18 protein-coding genes and 1 pseudogene are annotated in these 18423 nt (G+C 66.1%); 12 read left to right on the forward strand and 7 right to left on the reverse strand.

Going from position 1 to position 18423, the window contains the following annotated elements; translation table 11 throughout:
- Positions 1-108 precede the first annotated feature (108 nt).
- Both LAJ19_RS19985 and LAJ19_RS19990 read right to left on the reverse strand, forming a co-directional pair.
- Complete coding sequence (locus LAJ19_RS19985; RefSeq protein ID WP_225524764.1) at positions 109-1284, reverse strand: hypothetical protein; 1176 nt, start codon at positions 1282-1284, stop codon at positions 109-111.
- 1388 nt (positions 1285-2672) lie between these two features.
- A complete protein-coding gene (locus LAJ19_RS19990) occupies positions 2673-3086 on the reverse strand; it encodes a response regulator (protein WP_225524765.1) in 414 nt (137 codons plus the stop codon).
- A 965-nt stretch (positions 3087-4051) separates the two neighbouring features.
- Here LAJ19_RS19990 and LAJ19_RS19995 point away from each other — a divergent pair.
- Positions 4052-4585: a hypothetical protein gene (locus LAJ19_RS19995; RefSeq protein ID WP_225524766.1), complete on the forward strand. Its 534-nt coding sequence runs from the start codon at positions 4052-4054 to the stop codon at positions 4583-4585.
- A gap of 404 nt (positions 4586-4989) precedes the next feature.
- Positions 4990-5775 carry a hypothetical protein gene (locus tag LAJ19_RS20000; protein ID WP_225524767.1) on the forward strand — a complete coding sequence of 262 codons (786 nt, stop codon included), beginning with the start codon at positions 4990-4992 and terminating at the stop codon, positions 5773-5775.
- A 237-nt stretch (positions 5776-6012) separates the two neighbouring features.
- Here LAJ19_RS20000 and LAJ19_RS20005 read toward each other — a convergent pair whose 3' ends face one another.
- The 3 genes from LAJ19_RS20005 to LAJ19_RS20015 form a co-directional block, all read right to left on the reverse strand.
- Positions 6013-7323, reverse strand: a complete 1311-nt coding sequence (locus tag LAJ19_RS20005) for a PAS domain-containing protein (protein WP_225524768.1) — start codon at positions 7321-7323, stop codon at positions 6013-6015.
- Between the two features lie 284 nt (positions 7324-7607).
- Positions 7608-7790, reverse strand: coding sequence for a hypothetical protein (locus tag LAJ19_RS20010; protein ID WP_225524769.1), 183 nt, complete (start codon positions 7788-7790; stop codon positions 7608-7610).
- Positions 7791-7976: 186 nt separating this feature from the next.
- A complete protein-coding gene (locus LAJ19_RS20015) occupies positions 7977-8420 on the reverse strand; it encodes a hypothetical protein (RefSeq protein ID WP_225524770.1) in 444 nt (147 codons plus the stop codon).
- Positions 8421-8699: 279 nt separating this feature from the next.
- Between LAJ19_RS20015 and LAJ19_RS20020 the strand changes: the two genes are divergently transcribed.
- From LAJ19_RS20020 to LAJ19_RS20030, 3 genes are all read left to right on the forward strand, one after another.
- Complete coding sequence (locus LAJ19_RS20020) at positions 8700-9233, forward strand: GNAT family N-acetyltransferase (RefSeq protein WP_225524771.1); 534 nt, start codon at positions 8700-8702, stop codon at positions 9231-9233.
- A gap of 317 nt (positions 9234-9550) precedes the next feature.
- Complete coding sequence (locus tag LAJ19_RS20025) at positions 9551-9934, forward strand: MerR family transcriptional regulator (RefSeq protein WP_225524772.1); 384 nt, start codon at positions 9551-9553, stop codon at positions 9932-9934.
- A gap of 59 nt (positions 9935-9993) precedes the next feature.
- On the forward strand, positions 9994-10737 hold the full coding sequence (locus LAJ19_RS20030) for an MBL fold metallo-hydrolase (RefSeq protein ID WP_225524773.1): 744 nt from the start codon (positions 9994-9996) through the stop codon (positions 10735-10737).
- Positions 10738-11192: 455 nt separating this feature from the next.
- On the opposite strand, the gene LAJ19_RS20035 is transcribed toward LAJ19_RS20030, so the two are convergent.
- Entirely contained in the window at positions 11193-12230 is a 1038-nt protein-coding gene (locus LAJ19_RS20035; RefSeq protein WP_225524774.1) for a hypothetical protein, read from the reverse strand.
- 1626 nt (positions 12231-13856) lie between these two features.
- Between LAJ19_RS20035 and LAJ19_RS20040 the strand changes: the two genes are divergently transcribed.
- From LAJ19_RS20040 to LAJ19_RS20050, 3 genes are all read left to right on the forward strand, one after another.
- Complete coding sequence (locus tag LAJ19_RS20040) at positions 13857-14447, forward strand: NADPH-dependent FMN reductase (RefSeq protein ID WP_225524831.1); 591 nt, start codon at positions 13857-13859, stop codon at positions 14445-14447.
- 65 nt (positions 14448-14512) lie between these two features.
- Complete coding sequence (locus LAJ19_RS20045) at positions 14513-14986, forward strand: MarR family winged helix-turn-helix transcriptional regulator (RefSeq protein WP_225524775.1); 474 nt, start codon at positions 14513-14515, stop codon at positions 14984-14986.
- Between the two features lie 87 nt (positions 14987-15073).
- Positions 15074-15424, forward strand: a complete 351-nt coding sequence (locus tag LAJ19_RS20050; protein WP_225524776.1) for a hypothetical protein — start codon at positions 15074-15076, stop codon at positions 15422-15424.
- A 410-nt stretch (positions 15425-15834) separates the two neighbouring features.
- On the opposite strand, the gene LAJ19_RS20055 is transcribed toward LAJ19_RS20050, so the two are convergent.
- Positions 15835-16248, reverse strand: a complete 414-nt coding sequence (locus LAJ19_RS20055) for a transposase (RefSeq protein ID WP_225524777.1) — start codon at positions 16246-16248, stop codon at positions 15835-15837.
- On the opposite strand from LAJ19_RS20055, the gene LAJ19_RS20060 reads away from it, so the two are divergent.
- The 4 genes and pseudogenes from LAJ19_RS20060 to LAJ19_RS20070 all read left to right on the forward strand — a co-directional run bounded on the left by LAJ19_RS20060 (position 16231) and on the right by LAJ19_RS20070 (position 18262).
- A complete protein-coding gene (locus LAJ19_RS20060; protein ID WP_432804271.1) occupies positions 16231-16776 on the forward strand; it encodes an IS630 family transposase in 546 nt (181 codons plus the stop codon). The two genes, LAJ19_RS20055 and LAJ19_RS20060, sit on opposite strands and share 18 nt — an antisense overlap.
- A 57-nt stretch (positions 16777-16833) precedes the next feature.
- Positions 16834-16974, forward strand: a complete 141-nt coding sequence (locus LAJ19_RS20065; RefSeq protein WP_225524778.1) for a hypothetical protein — start codon at positions 16834-16836, stop codon at positions 16972-16974.
- Positions 16975-17398: 424 nt separating this feature from the next.
- The gene (locus tag LAJ19_RS21785; RefSeq protein WP_255639957.1) at positions 17399-17530 is read left to right on the forward strand and encodes a hypothetical protein; all 132 of its coding nucleotides are present in this window, start codon (positions 17399-17401) and stop codon (positions 17528-17530) included.
- A 12-nt stretch (positions 17531-17542) separates the two neighbouring features.
- Positions 17543-18262: pseudogene (locus LAJ19_RS20070) on the forward strand (IS66 family transposase).
- Positions 18263-18423: the final 161 nt, after the last annotated feature.

An 18423-nucleotide genomic window follows, 5' to 3' on the forward strand; every position in this document is an offset into this window, starting at 1 on the left:
GTCACCGGGCTGTCCCGAAAAGGTGCGGGCCCCCGTCCAGCGGGCGCCCCTGGCCGCAGGCCGGCTGCCCAGCCTTCCTGTCTGTCATGGAGGCCTGGAAGCGCCGGGTTACAGGCGGAAACGGCGCACCTGCAGGCGATACACCCCGCCGACATCCTCCCGCCAGGCGAGGACCACCGTTCCAGCGGCCTCGACCGCCACTGTCGGTGAACGTGCGTCCCGGGCGGCGTCCCGGTTGACGGTGCCGAACTGCTGCCACGCCCTGCCCGTCCAGCGGGCCAGTTGAATCCGGCCGAGTGAGCCGCGCTCCTCCACCCACGCCACCACCGGCTGACCGTCACGCGTCAGGGCGAACGAGGGGGCCGACGCAAAACCGGTGCTCACGGTGCCTCCAAGGGCTTCCCACTGTTCACCGGTCCACCGTGAGGTGAACAGGGTGTCGCGTCCCCCGGCGTCCTCCAGCCAGGCGACAACCGGCCGACCGCGCGGGTCAAGCGCGAGCAGCGGCGAAGTGACATACGTGGGGCCGTAACGGCTGAGCGGCCGGCCCAGGCGTAGCCAGCGGTCGCCTGACTGCCTTTTCACGACGACCTGACTGGTATACACGTCGCCTTCCAGCCAGGCGGCTGTGGCGTTCCCCTGTCGGTTCAGGGCCAGGGCCGGCTGACGACCGAACCGCGCCGCCTCATTCAGCGGCGCACTGCGAAGCCATTCTTTGCCTTGCCAGCGCCGGGCGGTCAGGAGGGTGCCAACGCCCTGACGGACATTCTCGCCCCAGATCAGAACGGGTTCGCCCTGCCAGGCGGCCACCGCGCGCGTTTTGGCCGCCTGGGGTGAACTGATCCCCAGGTACCGGTCAGGCCAGTTCGTCCAGGTGCCGTTCTGCCAGGCCCGGAACACCACCACGTCGTTGTCGCCGTAGTTCTCGTTCCAGGTCAGGACCGGGGTGCCTGCAGCGTCCAGGGTCAGATTGAGGCGCGCGGCCGGGCGCGGCTGGTCGTAGTTCAGCACGTCGCCCAGGGGAGTCCAGCGTCCATCGGCCCACCGCCAGGCCCGGACCGTGCGGGCCGTGAACGTTCCCCGACCGGTACGGGCTGAACCGTTGTCGGTGATCGCGGCGAGGATAAGGTGACCCTGCGCATCTGCCGCCAGCTGGAGGTCCCGGACGGGCGCGCCGCCCTGAACGGTGGGCGGGGCCAGGACCGGCGAGCGGTCGGCGCCCCCTGCGAGCGCTGCACTGAGCAGCGGGGTCAGGAGGAGGAAACGAACGCTGAACTTGGGCATCTGGGCCTCCTGGGGTGAGGAACAGCGGGACGGTCTGCGCAGTGGTGGTGCGGTCTATTGTGTACCGCCACGGTAGAGAAAACCATGTGACGGGCAGGCACGCCCACAGGAAGGGATCGAGAAGTCTGAAGAAACACGCCTGATATGTGGTGATGGGGCTTCCCGCACGGAGGCGCCTGGGCCGGCAGAGAACTAGGAATCCCGCCGGATCAGCCGGTCACTTCCACCGCAGGCATATGCGGGGTCAGTAGGGCATGTGCTCCTGGGAGCGTCCTGACCTGCTGCGGGGCGGGAACGGCTGAGGAACGCTGTGACGAAGGGGGGTGATCCCCGCCTCTAAGGTCACCGAGCCTGCCCTGGAACGCTCAGGGACCGGGGGCGCCGCTCTTTGGGAGGGGCCTCACCCCCAGCCAGCTCAGAATGGTCAGGCGATAATTTTTTGCCACCCGGCCGAGGTCCAACCTGGTGTTATTCCACCAGCTCGCCACACCGTCGGCTGCTGTGCTGGTCGATATGAACGGTCTCATGCTGTTCCAACGAGGGGCACTCGTTTCCGACGACTGGGGTGCCGGACAGACCTGTGGGCATCCTCAACCGGCCCAGACTGAGTTGCCCGCGGCCACTGGCGACCAGTTCGGCCACTTCCTCGTGTTCGGCGCGTGTATGCGTTACGTCAAGGCCAGGCATGGGGGTTCAGGCGCCGGGGAGTGGGGCGGGCGTCACCTCATCATTGAGGGTGCTGCGGCAGGCCGAGCAGCGGTCGGCTCAGTCCCCTGTAGGTCACAGGTTGCATGCTCTACATCGCCATCGCCGCGTGGCTGGCATCAACGATAACGGCCTGACCTGCGGGCGTCAGCCTGCGCCGTGCCCTCAACGCCATGCAGGCGCTCGGAGCGGAGCCGAAGAGCTGGACGACCCAGGCGGGTGGCTGCGATGCTTGTGAAGGCTGGGGAGGCTGGTGGGGGTGAGGTTTGCGATTCCGGCGGGCGGCAATATCGGGGTGCCGAAAGCCTGCACTGGCCGCTGCTGGATCTGGCCTGCCTCCTCCCACGTACTGCGTCCAGTCATGGTTTGCTTGTTTCAAGCGCAGCCGCGCACCATGCCGTGCGCGGCAGGTACGGTGCTCCGGTGAACCTCAGGCTCGCTGACATTTAGGGTGCTCGTGCATGTGGCGCCAGCTGACGTTGGGGCACCATGAATTGCTCCAGGGCTGGCCGGGTGGCGGGACTGACCTTGTACACCGCTATTCCACTGTTCCTTGGCGCCTTACCGCCCACCACCCTCTGCTGGGCGAGCCGTCATCGTCGGTTGCGTGGGGACTTCTAAAACGGAAGTGGAAGCGACGGCCTGATTCAGGAGACAACTCGGACCGTGCGGAACTGCAGCTTTCAGGCGTGAATGGTCCGGCAGTGGGCCCAGTAGCGCAGAAAGCACTCGATCTGGTTCACGAAGGCGGGGAAGTCCTGGGCTTTGACCAGGTATGAACTGGCATAGAGGGTGTAGGCGGCCGTCACGTCCTCAGGGGCGCCGGAGGTGCTCATCATCACGACGGGAATAGGGGCCAGCCGGGTGTCAGTCTTCAGGGCCTGCAGGACTTCGAAACCGTTCATCAGGGGCATGTTGATGTCCAGCAGGATGACTTCCGGCAGGTCGTCGGTGGTCTGGAGGATTTCGAGTGCTTGAGGGCCGTCGCTGGCAGAGGTAAGGTGACAGTCGGGGCAGAGTTCCGCGAATGCCTCTCTGGCGAGCAACTGATCGTGGGGGTTGTCGTCAATGAGAAGAAAGCGCCGGGGAACCGTCATGCCTCCATGATAAAGGCCAGATGAAAACAGTCTGTGCCTCCGATTGCTGGATGCAGGGACGTTGATTCACAACGGAACGGGAGGTTTCTGTTGCCAGGGCTTTTCACAGAGCCGGGTGGTGAGGCCACGCCGTTCTTCCTGTCCTCCTGCTCCTGACCCCAGCGCGGGTGCACAACCGGACCCGGTGAAGCGGCAGGCCTGAGCAGCGTGGGGTGTCCCCGGCTTTATGGAACGCGTGGATGCGACGCCCGGACGCGGGCGGGGCGCACCTGGAGGCCGGATTGCCGGGCATCAGTCCAGTGACGGACCGGCCGTTTAGGACCGACGCCGCTCTGTCCCGGCGCAGTTTCAGGCTGACGAACCCTCCGATCAGCAGAGGGATCGGGGCAAAGGAGAAGGGTCTACGCGGGGAACCCCAGTGCAGAAGAGCCAGAAGAGGTCTGCGCGTCGGCGTACTGAACCTTTGGAGGCTCCCCTCTACGGCCCTGACCAGAACGCGTAAGCGGAGGACAGGGCGCGCAGACTGCGTTGCCGCCCCTTTCCTCAGGGCAGAAAAGCGCCCGACGCAGGACACATCGGGCGCGGGACTTCCGGCTTCACTCGGCCGGGTGCTCTTTTAAGCTGGTTGTAGTCTGACCGGAGACCCTGGCCCCCCCCTGAGAACGGCGTTGATGTGGGTTCATGCGTACTTCGTGGGGTCTTGAGGTTTGGCGTCCTTTCACACCCGCAGGGCGTATGTGGCTGCAGGTGCGCGATTGTTCTCGACGTCCAGCGACGGTTGACGTCCGGTCCGGTATCCACACGCCCTCCTTGTCTGCCAGGGTGTTCCGGGCTCCGCAGCGCAGGCAGGTTGTTGCGCCATCCCTCGGATAGGCGGGTAATGAGCGTCCGGTATTCAGGGGTCAGGGGGGAACTGCCGGGCCTGCTGGAGCTGAACAGGAGCAGCGCGCAGCGTACGCTGGGCCATGACCATCCGAAACCTGAAGGCGCTGGCCGCTCAGGGTGTGTCCGCGTGGCAGGCCAGCATGCCCCTTGGCGCGACCCTCGGCGCGGTCGTGCCGGACGCCGAGCGTGTGTTCTTCACCGTAGTCTGTGGCGACCAGGGCGCGTTTGTGCAGGTGCCCGCGTGGGAGATGACGGTCCCCGTCGCGTGGGAGGCCGCCGCAGCGCACCTGCTGAACCTCATTCAGGACAACAGGCTGCGGCCGCTGGAGGATGGCCGGGTGCCGCTGGAGAAGTGGATTGTGCCGACCCACGTGCCGGTGCGCGGCGCGGCGCCGGACCAGGGCGTCGACCTGGCGGCACTCCTGCCGGATGAACGGGCCCGGTGGGCGGTCGCGGCGGCCCTGGAAGACGGCGAAGCGCACCTGGAACTCCACGGTGAGGTGGTCTGGTTCGCCGAGCCGCGCTACGGTTCACTGGTTCCCCTGGCGGAACTGAATTACGACGAGGAACTGGGGCTCGTGGACCAGCGGGTGTTTCCGGCAGAACACATCTAAGCGGCCCGGAGGCGCCAGTCATGGGCAGCGAAGGGCGATGGTACACCGGGGCCTGATGTCCACTGCACGGCGAGCAGCTTCGTTCCGTGGGCGCGGCCACAGCTGAAGCACCGAACGCGCAGGGCAGCGTGAGCCAGCCCTGAGCCGAGACACCACCCCTGCGGTTCTGCAGGTGAGACGCAGAGAGGTGAACAAACGCGTCAGGCACGCAACCATGCAGCTGGAACAGGTTCAACAGTGGTTCATTCAGGGGGGCTCCAGGCCCAGGCGTAAACTTTCAGGCCGGGTGACCGTCACTGCCCCCCTCACGGGCAGGGTCCGGGCGGCGCCCAGCGACAGACGTGCAGCCGACCCGGTCGTTCGCACAGTTCAGCCGTCCGGCGAGCGCCTATGCTGAGGGCCACTTGACCCGCCAAGGAGAGCCCGGCATGTTCCAGAGCGCGCCGTCGCACGGCCTGGTGCGACCCGCCAGTTCAGTAGTGACCCTGACCCTCAACACTTACCCCCCTCACGCGGCGCGGCAGGGCCTCAGGCGCATGGGCACCGACCACCGTGACCTGCGTCAGGTGCCAGGGTTGACGTTCTACCGGCTTCTCGGCACTGGACGCGGCAGCACCCTGACTCTCAGCGCCGATCTCTCCCGGTGGGCCCGGTTTGCGGTGTGGTCCTCCCCTGAGGCAATGAATGCCTTCGAGGGTGGGGAGTGGCGCGCCCAGGAGCGGGCGCTCACGAGCGAAAGCTGCACGGTCGTGCTCCGCCCGGAACGGTGGCATGGCCGCTGGGGCGGCGCCGACCCGTTCGGGATTCCACCGTCCCCATCCGAACGTGCGGACGGCCCCATCGCAGTACTGACGCGCGCCGCGATCCGGCCTTCAAGACTGGTGAGGTTCTGGCGGGCCGTGCCGGCGTCTCAGCGGCACCTCTGTGCCCAGCCAGGTCTGCTGGCAACCGTCGGGCTGGGCGAAGTCCCCATCCTTCACCAGGCCACGTTCAGTCTCTGGCGCCGCTCGGAGGACATGCAGGCGTTCGCGTACGGGAGCGCTTCGCACCGCGAGGTGATCGCTCGAACTCGCCGCGAAGCGTGGTACACCGAGGAGCTGTTTGCCCGGTTTGCGGTTCTGGAGGTCCGGGGTCGGTGGGCGGGCCGTGAGCTGCTGGGTCCGTCGGCGCCTCAGCCTGCCGGAAAATGACCTGAATGGTGTGGACCGACCGCGCCACTTGACGACGAAAAGGGCAGGGGAGGCGGCGCCGAGGCGTGAAGCGCCCGCCCCGGCGAGGGGCATCACCTGACAGAGGCTTGACGGCCTGCCTTTCCGGCTGTCGCCCCGTGGCCGCCAGTCATCAAGAACCGCCGCGCCCGCCAGCAGGGTGCCTGGGCTCCCGGTAACTGTCAACCCGGCGTTGACTTCCATCCGGATCTCAAGGGGCTAGGGAAGTGACGGCTGGGTTTCCTGGGCGGCAACGGACAGGGGGGTCACGCTGCACTTGAGGGCCAGCAGCTCACCCCGCAGCGTCAGGACCGGCGTAACCTCCATCTCCATCACCTGATCGCCCGCACCGCCAGGGCGGGACGCGGTGACCGTCTGCCGTGAGCCCTGTCTGGTCTGCCGGGTGATGGCCAGGGCCTGCGTAATCGCTGCCCAGCCGGGGACGACATCACCCCATCGTGCGCCTGGATGGGCGGTCACGGGGTGGCCGGTCTGTTCAGCGAAGGCCGCGTTGACCTGAATGAAGCGCAACTTGAGATCCACGAACGCGATTCCACTGGGGGCGCCGTTCATCACGCTGTTCAGAAAGGCCGCTGTGCGCTCAAGCTCCTGCCGGGCAGCCTGCTCCGCGGCGCGGCGGTGGAGCGCCGTGATGGTGCCGGCGCACGTGGCGGCCAGTGCGGTCATGACCCGCTGTTCCGATGGCGTGAACGGGGAGCGGTTCGGAAAGGCGAGGGTAAGGCACCCCAGAACGGTGTCGTCATCCACGAGGGGCAAGGCGACGTGGGCCATGCCGGCGTACGTGGGCGCCACGGCGAGGTCCGGGTAAAGAGACCGAAGGTCAGATTCGGTCAGAAACAGCGTCCGGGCCTCGTTCACCGCGGTGGTCGCAGGGATGTTCAGCGTGAGGGGCACAGACGGCCAGGCGTGCAGGGTGGATGCGTCGTACCCCGTGGCACCAAGAACCTTCAGGGCCGTGCGCTCCTCATTCAGCAGGCTCATACCCGCAGCCACCGCGCCGGTCAACGGCACCGCTTCCTCCATGACGGCGTTCACGACGGCCTCCACGGACTGCGCCCGGGGGAGCGTCAGGGTCAGGTCCCACAGCCGCTCAGGAACATGGTTGGGGGCCTGCGCGCTGCGGAGGTCGGCCGGAGTGAACAGGACGCAGGCGGCCGCCACCTCCCCCGACGCCCCGGGCACGGGAAGAAGGTCCACCGTCCAGGTCTGCAGCTGGCCTGGCTGCCCGGGAACATCCCGGATCACCCGTTGACCCTGAAGGGCCTGTCCTTCCTCGAAGACCTTCCGGAGCAGGCGAGTCAGGGGAAAGGCGAGGCTGGGCGCCATGGTTTCGAGGCTCTGCCCGGCGTGTTCCTCCACGTGCCGCCCGTTGGCCAGGGCGTGGGTGGCGTTGAGGGCCAGGTAGTGGATCTTCCGGTCGAACAGCGCGGCCCCGGCGGATGACGTGTGGATCAGGGTTTGGAGGAACTCACCCGCAGCACCGGGAATTGAGAAGGGAACGTCAGGCACACTTCAGAATAGATGAAGGACTGGATCAGCGGGCTCACCTGGTCCGGCCCAGCACACCGGTGCCGGGGGGCCAGCGCGGGGCATCCTTTTTCAGCGGAAGGACTGTGGCCCGGGCAGGCACAAGGTCATCCGTCTGCTGTACCTGAGGGCCAGCAGGCCCGCCGCGCTACAGGCGTGCCGCATCCTTCTGGCTGCACGCTCCGGGATGCAGGCGGCGTGGGCCAGGGCCTGCCGCGTTCCGGACCAGTTCCTGCGGCGCCCACAGAGGGCTGTTCAGTGGAGCTTCAATCCTTTGGGCGTGTGCCCACACCGGAGCGCACGGTGTGCAGCAGCACCAGCAGGGCCCCGAGGCCGCCCAGACCGGCAGTGGCGATGTGCCACGGGTCACCGCTGGGAAGCCACTGCGCTTCTTCCCAGGAGAAGAAGACCGTGAAGGCGGCCGAGAGCAGAGCGTTCAAATGCAGCATGCGCGCAGCTTACGCGTTCCATTGGCAGGGCGGACCAGCCTCAGCCTGAGCCTGAGGATGAACCCCAGCCGTCCGGAGCGGCCCGTCAGGCAGAACGTCTGCGGCGCCCAGGCGGCCGGGCTGCAGCCGCTGACGCTGCGCCGTTTTCGGAAGGGCACGGCGCCTTGGCGCTGAAGGTTGGGTCTTTCAGTCGTCTGCATCCAGCAGCGCTTCATTGACCTGCTGAACGCGCCGGTAAAGCGGGCCGGCGGTGACGATGTCCGGGCCAGCGCCCCGGGGTTCAGTCTGGGTGACCGTTTCGATGGTGTCACCGAAGCCGATCACCACCCACCAGGAGTGGTCGTCCACCTCGCGGAGCCAGGTGGAGTTCACGAATTTTCCCGTATCGGTCCGCACCCCGGCCGCCACCAGTGTCCACGTCTCCGCGTCGAAGTCCTGGAGAACACCAACCGGCGCACCACCTTCCGCCAGGTGCCGCCGGGTGTGGGCAGCATGAAACCTGAGCTTCCGCCGGCCCTGCAACTGGAAACGAACGCGGTCGAACAGAGCGGCTGGCCCGGTGTCGAAGTGAAACTGCGCGGTCCTGAAGGCGGGCCCGGACGGCCGTGATTGTCGTGTGGTGGTGTTCATCAGTGTCTTCATCCTGACGGGCCGGGCGGAGGGCCTCAGAACCTGTGAATCCGGCCTGTCCGTCCCGCTCTGTTCCGGTCTGGGTACATGAACACAGGTCAGGATCGTCGCTGCCCAGGGTCGCCTGATGGTGGGGCGCCGGCGTGTGACATGAATGCCGGTGTGGTCATGCGGGGGTAGGGTGCCTGCGGGCTGAGAACAACACTGTTGGCGCTCCAGGACGGGCTGCAGGGCTCACGTGCAGGCCGGGCAACCGCAAGGGACGGTCTACACTCCAGCATGCCTTCTGCGCCTGTTCTGCACACCGAACGCCTGCTCCTGCGCGGACATCAGGAAAGCGATCTTGACGATTGCGCGGCCTTATGGAGTGATCCGGACGTCACGCGGTACACCACGGGTGCGCCCCTCACCCGGCAGGAAGTCTGGACGCGGCTTCTGCGGCACCCGGGTCACTGGGCGCTGTTTGGCTTCGGGTACTGGCTCGCCTTCGAACGGACCTCCGGCCGGTTTGTGGGCGAGGTGGGCACCGCCCGGTTCAAGCGGGACCTGCTGACCGGCCGGCCCGCCCTGGACGCCGTGCCGGAGGCCGGATGGGTCCTCATGCCCTGGTGCCACGGGCAGGGCTTCGCCTCGGAGGCGGTCCGGGCCGTTCTCGACTGGCGTGACACGGCGCTGGGGCCAGGCCGGACCTTCTGCATCATTCAGCCGGAGAACGCACCGTCCCTGCGGCTGGCGGCCAGGGTCGGGTTTCAGGTTGACGAGACGGTCAGGCATGCAGGTCGGGACTGGCAGGTGCTGATCCGGCACACCTGAGACCAGGGCCTTTCGCCTGCCGTCTGGGGCGCCCGAGTGGACACGCGCCGGCACCCCAGCCACCCGCCAGGCCCGGTCTTGCTAGAGCTGTGCGCCGCGGTGACCAGCTGGGGTTGCTGCGGCGCGGCCTTTTGTTCCAGGAGGCGGAGAGAAAGCCCTCTGGTTTTCTGAGGCCGGCCAGTTCCCTGCTCCGGGCCGGAAGCAGGACCGGCGCCGGACCCCGGAGTGGTGCCGGCGCGCAACTCGCGCCCCATTGAAGCCAGGGGCGACCATGACCGCTTGACTCTGACGCATATGTCAGGGTTTATCCTGCCTGTGTGGAGACCCTGCGTATCGGTCAGCTGGCGAAGGCCACCGGCGTCAGTGTCCGGGCAATCCGGCACTACGATCAGCTGGGGCTCCTCACCTCCTCACGCGAGGACAACCGCTACCGTGCGTTCCACCCGGAGGACATCGACCGGGTGCGGTTGATTCAGCTGTTCCTCAGCGTCGGTTTCAAGCTTGACGAGGTGCGGCGGTGGTCGCCGTGTTTTGGCGGTGGCTTCCGGCCAGACGACCTTCCCCTCGAGGAAATGACCGCCTTCTACCTGCGCAAGGTCGCCGTCCTGGACACGCAGATCGCCTCGCTGCAGCGGCTGCGGGACAAACTCGCCGCAGAAGCCAGCTCGTTTGGCGCTCCGGTCCGGTCCGGCCAGCGCTGATTCCTCTCGCCTCACCCGGGCTGCGCCCCGTGGTGGGTGGATCCCTCATGGAGTGTCCCATGCGCCTTCAACTGATCCGGAACGCCACACTGCGCCTCACCTACGCGGGACAGACCCTTCTGATCGACCCGTCCCTCGCCGAACTGCACAGCCAGCCGGCCCTCGCCGGGCGCAGCCTCAACCCCACGGTTCCACTGCCCATGCCCGCCCAGGACGTCATTCAAGGAGTGGAACTCGTGCTGGTGTCGCATCTGCACCGCGACCATATCGATCTGGCGCCCCCGCAGCTTCCCACCAGCCTGCCGGTGGTGGCTCAACCGCACGACGAAGCCGCGCTGCATGACGCCGGCTTCACGGCCGTTCTTCCGCTGCACGGGGAGTTAAGCTGGCGGGGTCTTCACATCACGCGGACCGCTGGGCAGCACGGCACCGGCCCGGTCGGCCAGGCCATGGGAAAGGTGTGCGGGTTTGTGTTGCGCGCCGAGGGCGAACCGACCGTCTACATCGCCGGGGATACCATCTGGACCGATGAGGTTCGCGCCGTGATCGGCACGCATCACCCGGACGTCATCGTCACGAACTCCGGCGGGGCGCAGTTTCAGGGCACGCTGATCATCATGGACACCGAGCAGACGCTGGCGGTGGCGGCCGCCGCCCCTCAGGCCACCGTGATTGCAGTTCACCTGGAGGCATATGACCACATGACGGTGACGCGCGATGCGCTGCGCGCCGCCGCGGGTCAGGCGGGCCTGGACGGCCAGCTGCTGGTGCCCGACGACGGGGCGGTCATCGACCTCCACTGAGCTGCCGCGGGGTCGAGCTCCAGTCGGACAGAAAGGCGCGGCCAGAAGTTGCCGCTCTCCCTGTCCGTCTGGGCGACTCCTCAGCAGGCGAGGTGCCGCGTCCGGTGCGTGCGACGCCACAGTCAGTTCGCCAGCAGGTTGCCGGTCCAGTTCTCCCGCTGGCACCAGCCGCAATGAGCTGAGCGGCACTGAGGAGCAGTCAAGGGACGTCCGGTGGCCTCCTCTGGATGCAGCCTGAAAAGGTCTTCGGCCGCAAAGCCTGACTTCCCCTGCCTCTCCCAGACTGGGCTGTCATCACGTTCACGCCTGACGCCTGCCACCACACACCCTTGCAGCTCCGAGGAGCCTGCTGAGCAGACGCGCGGCGCCGCGTGGCGTGATGAAGGCCTGCCGGCGGGTGGGAACGTGAGGTTGCCTGACGGGTTCCCTCAGGGTCTGGCCCGCCGGCCTGCGCGTCAGGCCGAGACGCCCTGCTCCGGCGGACGCTGGGCCCGGTAGCGCCGCACCACTTCCGACTCCGCGCTGGCCAGGTCGCCGAACAGGCCTTGCACCTGACCGGTGCTGCCCAGAGTTAAGGTGACCGTCTCCACCAGAAGACCGTCACGGTCGAGGTCCGCCTGCGTGACTTCGCGGTAATGTTCGTCACCCCGGTCCGAATACCCAGACTCTGCCCCGCACACAAAGAGCCGCTCCTGCTGGCCGCCCCGATCTGCGTACTGCACCTGATAGGCCGCGTCCGCCTGCAGGAACTTCACCCACAGGTGATATGGACTGTGCATGAGCACCTCAAAATCAGCGAGTGGCTTCGGGCCGGCCCACACGGCACTGCCGTACGGGTTGACCGGTTGCGTTTCTTCCCGCACGACATCGCGCGCCGGACTCACCTCTGGGGACACAGGCAGCCGCCTGAAAGCCCGGTAGTGCCGGTAGCGGGCCAGCACCCAGTCCTCGAGTTCCGGCAGCCGCCTGGCTGTTTCCACAGGCTCGCCCCGGTAACGGCATTCCAGGCGGTCCAGTTCACGCTCGGCCTTCTGAACCACGCCGCCTTCCACGTGCTCGGTCACCTTGAAGACCTCATGCAGGGTGAATGGCCCGGAGGCGAGCACCTCCGCACGACTGTGCGCCGTGGGGGCACTCCAGCCTGGTGGACGGGCAAGCAGCACAGCCAGCGTCCAGAACAGCTGGTTGAACGAACTCGGGAGCACCAGCAGGAGCATGGCGGCGGCCATGATCGCAGCGCCCGAAAGCCAGAGCGGTTTTACGCTCACGCCAATCCCCCAGAGCATGCCCAGGCCCAGCCCGATATACGCCCAGGTCACGGCAGTGCGCCACCGCCGGAAGCGACCCCGGTAAAACCCCCAGCACAGGCCCGCCAGGATGATCAAGGTGGCGGGCAACAGGAGAAAAGCGCGCGCAGACAGCAGGAGAACGCCCCACAGGCCGCCGCTGAGAAACGCCAGGAGAGCCAGAAAGTTCCACAGGGAGGCCGCCACCCTACCATGGTACCTGCGGCGCGGATCTCGCGCGCCGGCCCAGGCGCTCCCAGGCGCACACAGGACGGGGCGCCACGCAACCGGTTGATTATTGACCCCCGGCGCCGAACGCCACGGCCCTGAAAGCAACCGTGTTCCGCGCGGGGCCGTGGTCGTGCCCGGCTCTGTCATGGCGCCTGCTGGCCTGACGGCGTGATGGGTCCTGAACCTCTGAGTTGGCCCTCCTGTTGGGTCCCTGTGGCGCCGGTTGGCACGCCCCATACGCAGCGTCCGGTCAAGGGTACACCGGACCAGCAGGAGCGCCGTGCTGAGAAGAGCAGGGAAGACGCCCGCATCCGGGAGGTGATTCACCCGGGACTGACGCACGCAGGCTCAACCGTGACAGCGTGGCCAGGCGGGACGACACCAGCGACCACCGGTCCCTGCTGACCCTCGAAGAAGACCTGACCACCGCAGCTCCTGGCTGACCCATCCACCGGGTGCCCGCGTCGCCCGCGGCCACACCACCGGCCCGTGACAGCTGCATGAGCCGCTTCTGCCCCCGGGCGCAGCCGGTTCAGGCCAGGTGGATGACAGCCATTGCCGTGGTCGCGCAAGGTGGACTGACGCTCGCCTGCGGGTTCCGGACTTTCGGGTTTCGCAGGTTGGCAGGGAACGCGGTACGCCACGGACCTGGCGCGGCAGAACCTCAGAGAGGTGGAGAGGGCTGTGAAGAGACGCGGGGAACAGCCTTCTGGTTCAGTCTTATGTTTCCTGCTGTAGGCCGGATGGGTTGTTCGGGGCGCGCCAGCGGCTGTCCAGGCTTCAGGGACCCTGGATAAATTTCCAGCAGAACGGCGGGTGATGCTCCGCGGGCCTTGAGCGGGCACAGGACGTCCGATGATGAGACGGAGCGCACCCTGACTCGATGGGTGCACTGGCCGTCCCGCATGCTGTGGAAGTGCAGGGTCAGGCCGGTAACCTGACGATAAAAGTGCTGGGATGCGGTGAGGTCGTTGATGTCCAGGAGGGCATGACCGAGGTGGATCGCTCCGGGCTGGGTATGGAGGTACACGTCCCAACTGTTCGGCGGGCAGGTGGGGCCAGCGGAGAAGGACAGGCGTTTTCACGGGAACTCTGTATGGGCGTTAAAACACCTGCTCGATTGGGGGATGAATCTCATGCCTGCGGGGGCTGGGGCAGAGAGTGCCTGGGGCGGCGCCCGAGTCGGGCGGGACTCAGCCAGAAGTGGGTGAGTAACCAGTGGGCAGCAGGAGGGGGCGAAATTGGTCGGGGAACAGCTTCGGGGTTTTCTCAAGTCATCGCGCCTGGGGTGGCTCCAGGTGCCCATTTCGTCAGCCGTTTCCAGCGGCTGGCTTTCCTGGCTCCCGACAGAGGTTACAAACACAGCGCAAGGACAGGCGGTCAAGGTAAGCGATCTTCCAAATTCATCAAACATTGAACTAATTGACATTTGGTGGCTCAACACCTACGGTTGAGCCACTGTCCGGGCCGATGATTCTTCTCCCTGGCCCCTTCACCGAGGTCACCATGACCGACCCCCAACCCGGTTTCCTGCAGAAACTGCTTCAGCAGCTCTATCGCCGCCCGACCACCGAAACCATCCCCACCGCCCAGGAGACCCCCATGCCGAACCCGAAAATCGCCATCATCATCAGCAGTACCCGCGCCACCCGCTTCGCCGACAAGCCCACGCAGTGGTTCCACACCATCGCCCGGCAGCGCACCGACCTCGACTTCGAGATCGTCGACCTGCGCGACTTCCCCCTGCCCTTCTTCGACGAAGTTGCCTCCAACGCCTGGGCGCCCACCCAGAACCCCGTCGGCGTGCGCTGGCAGCAGAAACTCGCCGAGTTCGACGGCTACGTCTTCATCACCGCCGAGTACAACCACGGGCCCACCGGTGTGCTGAAAAACGCCCTGGACTACGCCTACCCCGAGTGGAACAAGAAGCCTGCCGCGTTCGTCGGGTACGGGTCCGTGGGCGCGGCGCGCGCCATTGAGCAGCTGCGCCAGATCGCCGTGGAACTCCAGATGGCCCCCATCCGCACAGGGGTGCACATCCAGGGCGCCGACTTCTTCGGCGCCTGGCAGCAGGGCGCGGCGCTCGAAGACATGGCGCACCTCCAGCCGGGCGTGCAGGCGATGCTGGAAGAACTTGCCTGGTGGACCAGAGCCCTCAAGACCGCCCGCGAAGCCACCGCCGCCGGTGCCTGAGCCGAGGGAGCGGACATCAGGTCCGCTTACTATTTCATGGTGTTATAACACCTAAACTGGAGGCCATGACGCCCCTCCGTGACGAGATCCAGCAGCGCCGCCCCTTCCGAAGTCTTGAGGAAGAGGCGGCGCTGAACCTTTTTCGCACGGTCAGCGTCATCGAGGAGGTCATGAGCGACTTCCTGCGCGAGCATGGACTGACGCCCAGCCAATACAACATTCTGCGGATCCTGAGGGGCGCCGGCGACGCCGGCCTGGGCCGCAACGAAATCGGGGAGCGCATGCTCAAACGCGCCCCAGACATGACACGCCTGCTTGACCGGATGGAAGCGGCGGGACTCGTGCTCCGCCAGCGCAGCACCACGGACCGCCGCTGCGTACCGACCCTCCTCACCGAGAAGGGCCGGGCCCTCGTCGACGCGCTCGACAAGCCCAACGCGGCCCTGCAGGATGCGCAGTTCGCGCACCTCAGCCACGGCCAGCTGCTCACCCTCATCGAGACCCTCACCCAGATCCGGGAGCGGCTGACTGCCAGGTAACACCCAGAGCAGCCTCTGAACCGTTCCAACTGCCGGCGTGAAGATCAGGAGTCACCTCGCGGCACAGTCCATCTGTCACCATGAGGCATGGACGTCGCCGCTGCCAAACACCTGGCCCGACAGATGATCGCCCAGGCCCAGCCGCCCTTTCCGCCCAGCACGGACGTGACGATCCGCGAGGAGCAGGACCCGGACCAGCTTGTCATCTCCGCCGTTGTACACGGCACCGGCATGCAGCGGGCTGGGCGAGTGATGGTGACGCACGACGCGCTCCGCACACATGGTCACCTGGCCGTGACCGCAGCGGTCGAACGGCTGCAGACAGCCATCCAGGCCAGAACCCTTCCCTTGCTGACGGGCGCTCCGGTGGTGTTGGGCCTCCTGGCAGAGGACGGCTGGATGGACGGCTACGGCTTTCCACAGCAGCCTGGCGCCTGACCCGCCAAAGCGCTTCAGGAGGGGAGCGTGACCCAGCACAGTTCCCCCGACTGAGCCGCCTGAACGCGGGGGTCCGCCGGGGCGCCCGCGAGGCCCGACAGATTCAACATATCTGCCAGGAAGACCACCTTCCGAAACGGCTGCTCCCCGGTGCGTCCCCTGTTCCGCTCGAGAAGCACCCGCGCGTCGTCCGGCGAGGAAGACACCGGGGACCCCGCTCACCATCAACAGCGCATCAGTTCCCAGAGCCGCCCACAGGATGCCGTTCACATGAACGAGCTGGAAGGGCACCTCGCCACTTGCCGGGCAGGCCATCACGAATACCCCCTCTGGGCGTCGAATGACGGGCGTGCAGAGATCCGGCCGATGGCCGCCCAAACAGCTTATAGTGCGTCTGATAACCGTCAGGGTCAGCGTTTTGCCAGGCGACGCACCATGAGGCGGATCATGACCTCGTATACCAGGTTCTCGGCGGTCTCGACCAGCGCTTCATCGTCCTTCGCCATCCGCCCGGATTTGCCCAACCACGCGCAGGAACGCTCCACCACCCAGCGGCGCTTCAGCACCACAAATCCTTTGGGCACCTCCACCACGCGTGGCGGTGCGTCTATTGGTGCCCAGGTCCCCTGCCAACCAGGCCAGGGATGGTTGACGATCTCCATCGTCCAGCCCAGGTGCGTCCCCAGGTCTGAAGCGAGCTTTCCGATGTCGCCCGCGTCCGCCAAGAGGTGCCCTATGCACGGAAAAACGTTTGGCAGATCGCGCAACAGGAGGATCGTACCGGTGCGATCCTGGATATCCGCCTCATGCCCCTTGATCGCCATGACCAGGCACAGGGTGTCGACGAGCAGGTGACGCTTGCGGTCACTGACGTTGCCACTCTCGTCTATCTGGATGAAGTCGGCTTCTCCTTGAAAGGCGTGCGGAGACGGACATGGGCGACCAAGAGTGTCACGCCCTTGGTCATGCTGAGGGCGAACTGGGAGAAGCTTTCAACGATTGGGGCGATCACGTCGGACGGACGCTTCTTCCAACACACGACGTCCGGGGCGATTCGCGGTGCGGACGTCATCCGGTTCTTCCCGCATCTCCTGCGTCACGTTCAGGGGGAGATCGTGGTCGTGCTGGACAACGCGGGTATTCATCGTGTAAAGGCAACACAGGCGTTTGTCGACCTCCACAAACGCCTGTCCTTGGTGTTTCTGCCGCCCTATGCCCCTGAATTGAATCCCATTGAGATACTGTGGGCGTATGTGAAGCGCACTGTGCTGGGAAACTTCTGTGCCCGCTCAGTCTCGGTGCTCAAAGCGAAGCTTGTGGCTGCCTGGCAGCGGGTTCGGTACTGTATGTGATTAGCGTCCGCCCCGTTGGAGATGACAGGGCGAGGGGCGGACAGCTAGGCTAGGGTCGTGTCAGAGCCGCTGACTCGCGAAGGCTTCTTCCAGCTGCTTGCTCAGCAAGCAGCCCAGATTGCCGGTCTGATCGAGCAGAATAGCGAACAGGCCAAGCAGATCAAGGTGCTGATTGAAGAGAATGCCCGCCTGAAGTAGCGGATCGAGCAACTTGAACGCCAGGTCAAGCACTACGTCGCACCACACAGCCGCGAGCAGCCGAAGGCGGAGCCCAAGCCACCTGGGCGCCGAGTCGGGCAGGGCCCGTTCACGTTCAAGCGGGCTCCAGCGCGTGACACTGTCACGCGCGTCATTGACGTGGAACCGGCGAACCATTGCCCGTTCTGTCAGACGCCGCTGGATGGTGCGGCGTACAAGACGGACCTGGCCTGGGTCACGGAGTTGCCCCAAGTGGCACCCGAGATCACCCATGACCACCTGCCCGACGTGTGGGAAGGATGTTCGGGGCGAACATCCTGACCTGTGCCCAACCCAACGGGGCGCCACGGCCCACCGACTGGGTCCTCGATTGATCGCCGCCACGCCGTATCTCCACCATGGGCTGGGTCTCCCGGAGCGCAAGGTGCCAGACGTGCTGCAGGCGCTGTGCGGCATCTCCGTGACGCAGAGTGCGGTGAACCAGGCCGCCACCCGCACGACCGCCCCGACCAGCCCCCTGGCGACGGCGTACCAGCAGATCAGGGCTGCCGTTTAGGCCGCGCCCGTGGTGCATCGGGACGATACGGGCTGGCGCATCAATGGCACTCAGGCCTGGTTGCAAGTGGCGTGTACCCCACAGCACGTCCTCTACCAAATCCTCAGCCGGCATACCCACCAGCAGCTTAAAGAGCTGCTGGGAGAGACTTTCGGGGGCATGCTGGTGGCAGATCGGTACAACGTGTACGATCACGCCGCATTCACCGGCGGCAAGCACCAGAAGTGCATCCGGCACATCATTCGCAACGTGCAAGAAGCCGTGGTGGTACACGAAGGCCGCTCTTGACAGGGCATCGTCTACGCCACCCGCTTACTGCAAGCCCTTCAGGACGCGCACAGCCTGCATCGGCAACTCAGCCGCGATGAGATGAGCCTGGTGCAGTACCGGGGCGCTGGGTACGCCCTCAAGACTCGCGTCTCCGGGCTGCTTGACCGTGCCCCCTTGCGGAGCCAGGTCAATGAACGGCTCCGCAAGGGGTTACTCAAGCACCACCAGCACGGGAACCTCTTGAGGTTCCTCGACGACCCCAGCATCCCGCCGACCAACAATGCCGCAGAGCGCGCTCTGCGGTCTGGGGTCATCGCCCGGAAAGTCTCCCAGTGCAGCAAGACCCAACGAGGCGCCGACAGCTACGCCATGATCAAAAGTGTGGTGGAGACGGCCAAACGTCACGTGGAACACCCACTCGACGTTCTGACAAGCCTTCAGCCTCGCGCAGCCCCCCGCTGACCATCCCTATCCCTGCTGCCCGGCGCAGGCACGACGGCCTGCCTGTGCCGGCCCCGACATCGCTAATTACATACTGCGGTACATTAACCTGGCCCATCAGTTGATGAATGCGAACCTGTGCCGTTATCAATAGTGGTTTAACCACAAGTGGGCAGAATCGG

It is taken from the genome of Deinococcus taeanensis, assembly GCF_020229735.1.
GTDB lineage: Bacteria > Deinococcota > Deinococci > Deinococcales > Deinococcaceae > Deinococcus > Deinococcus taeanensis.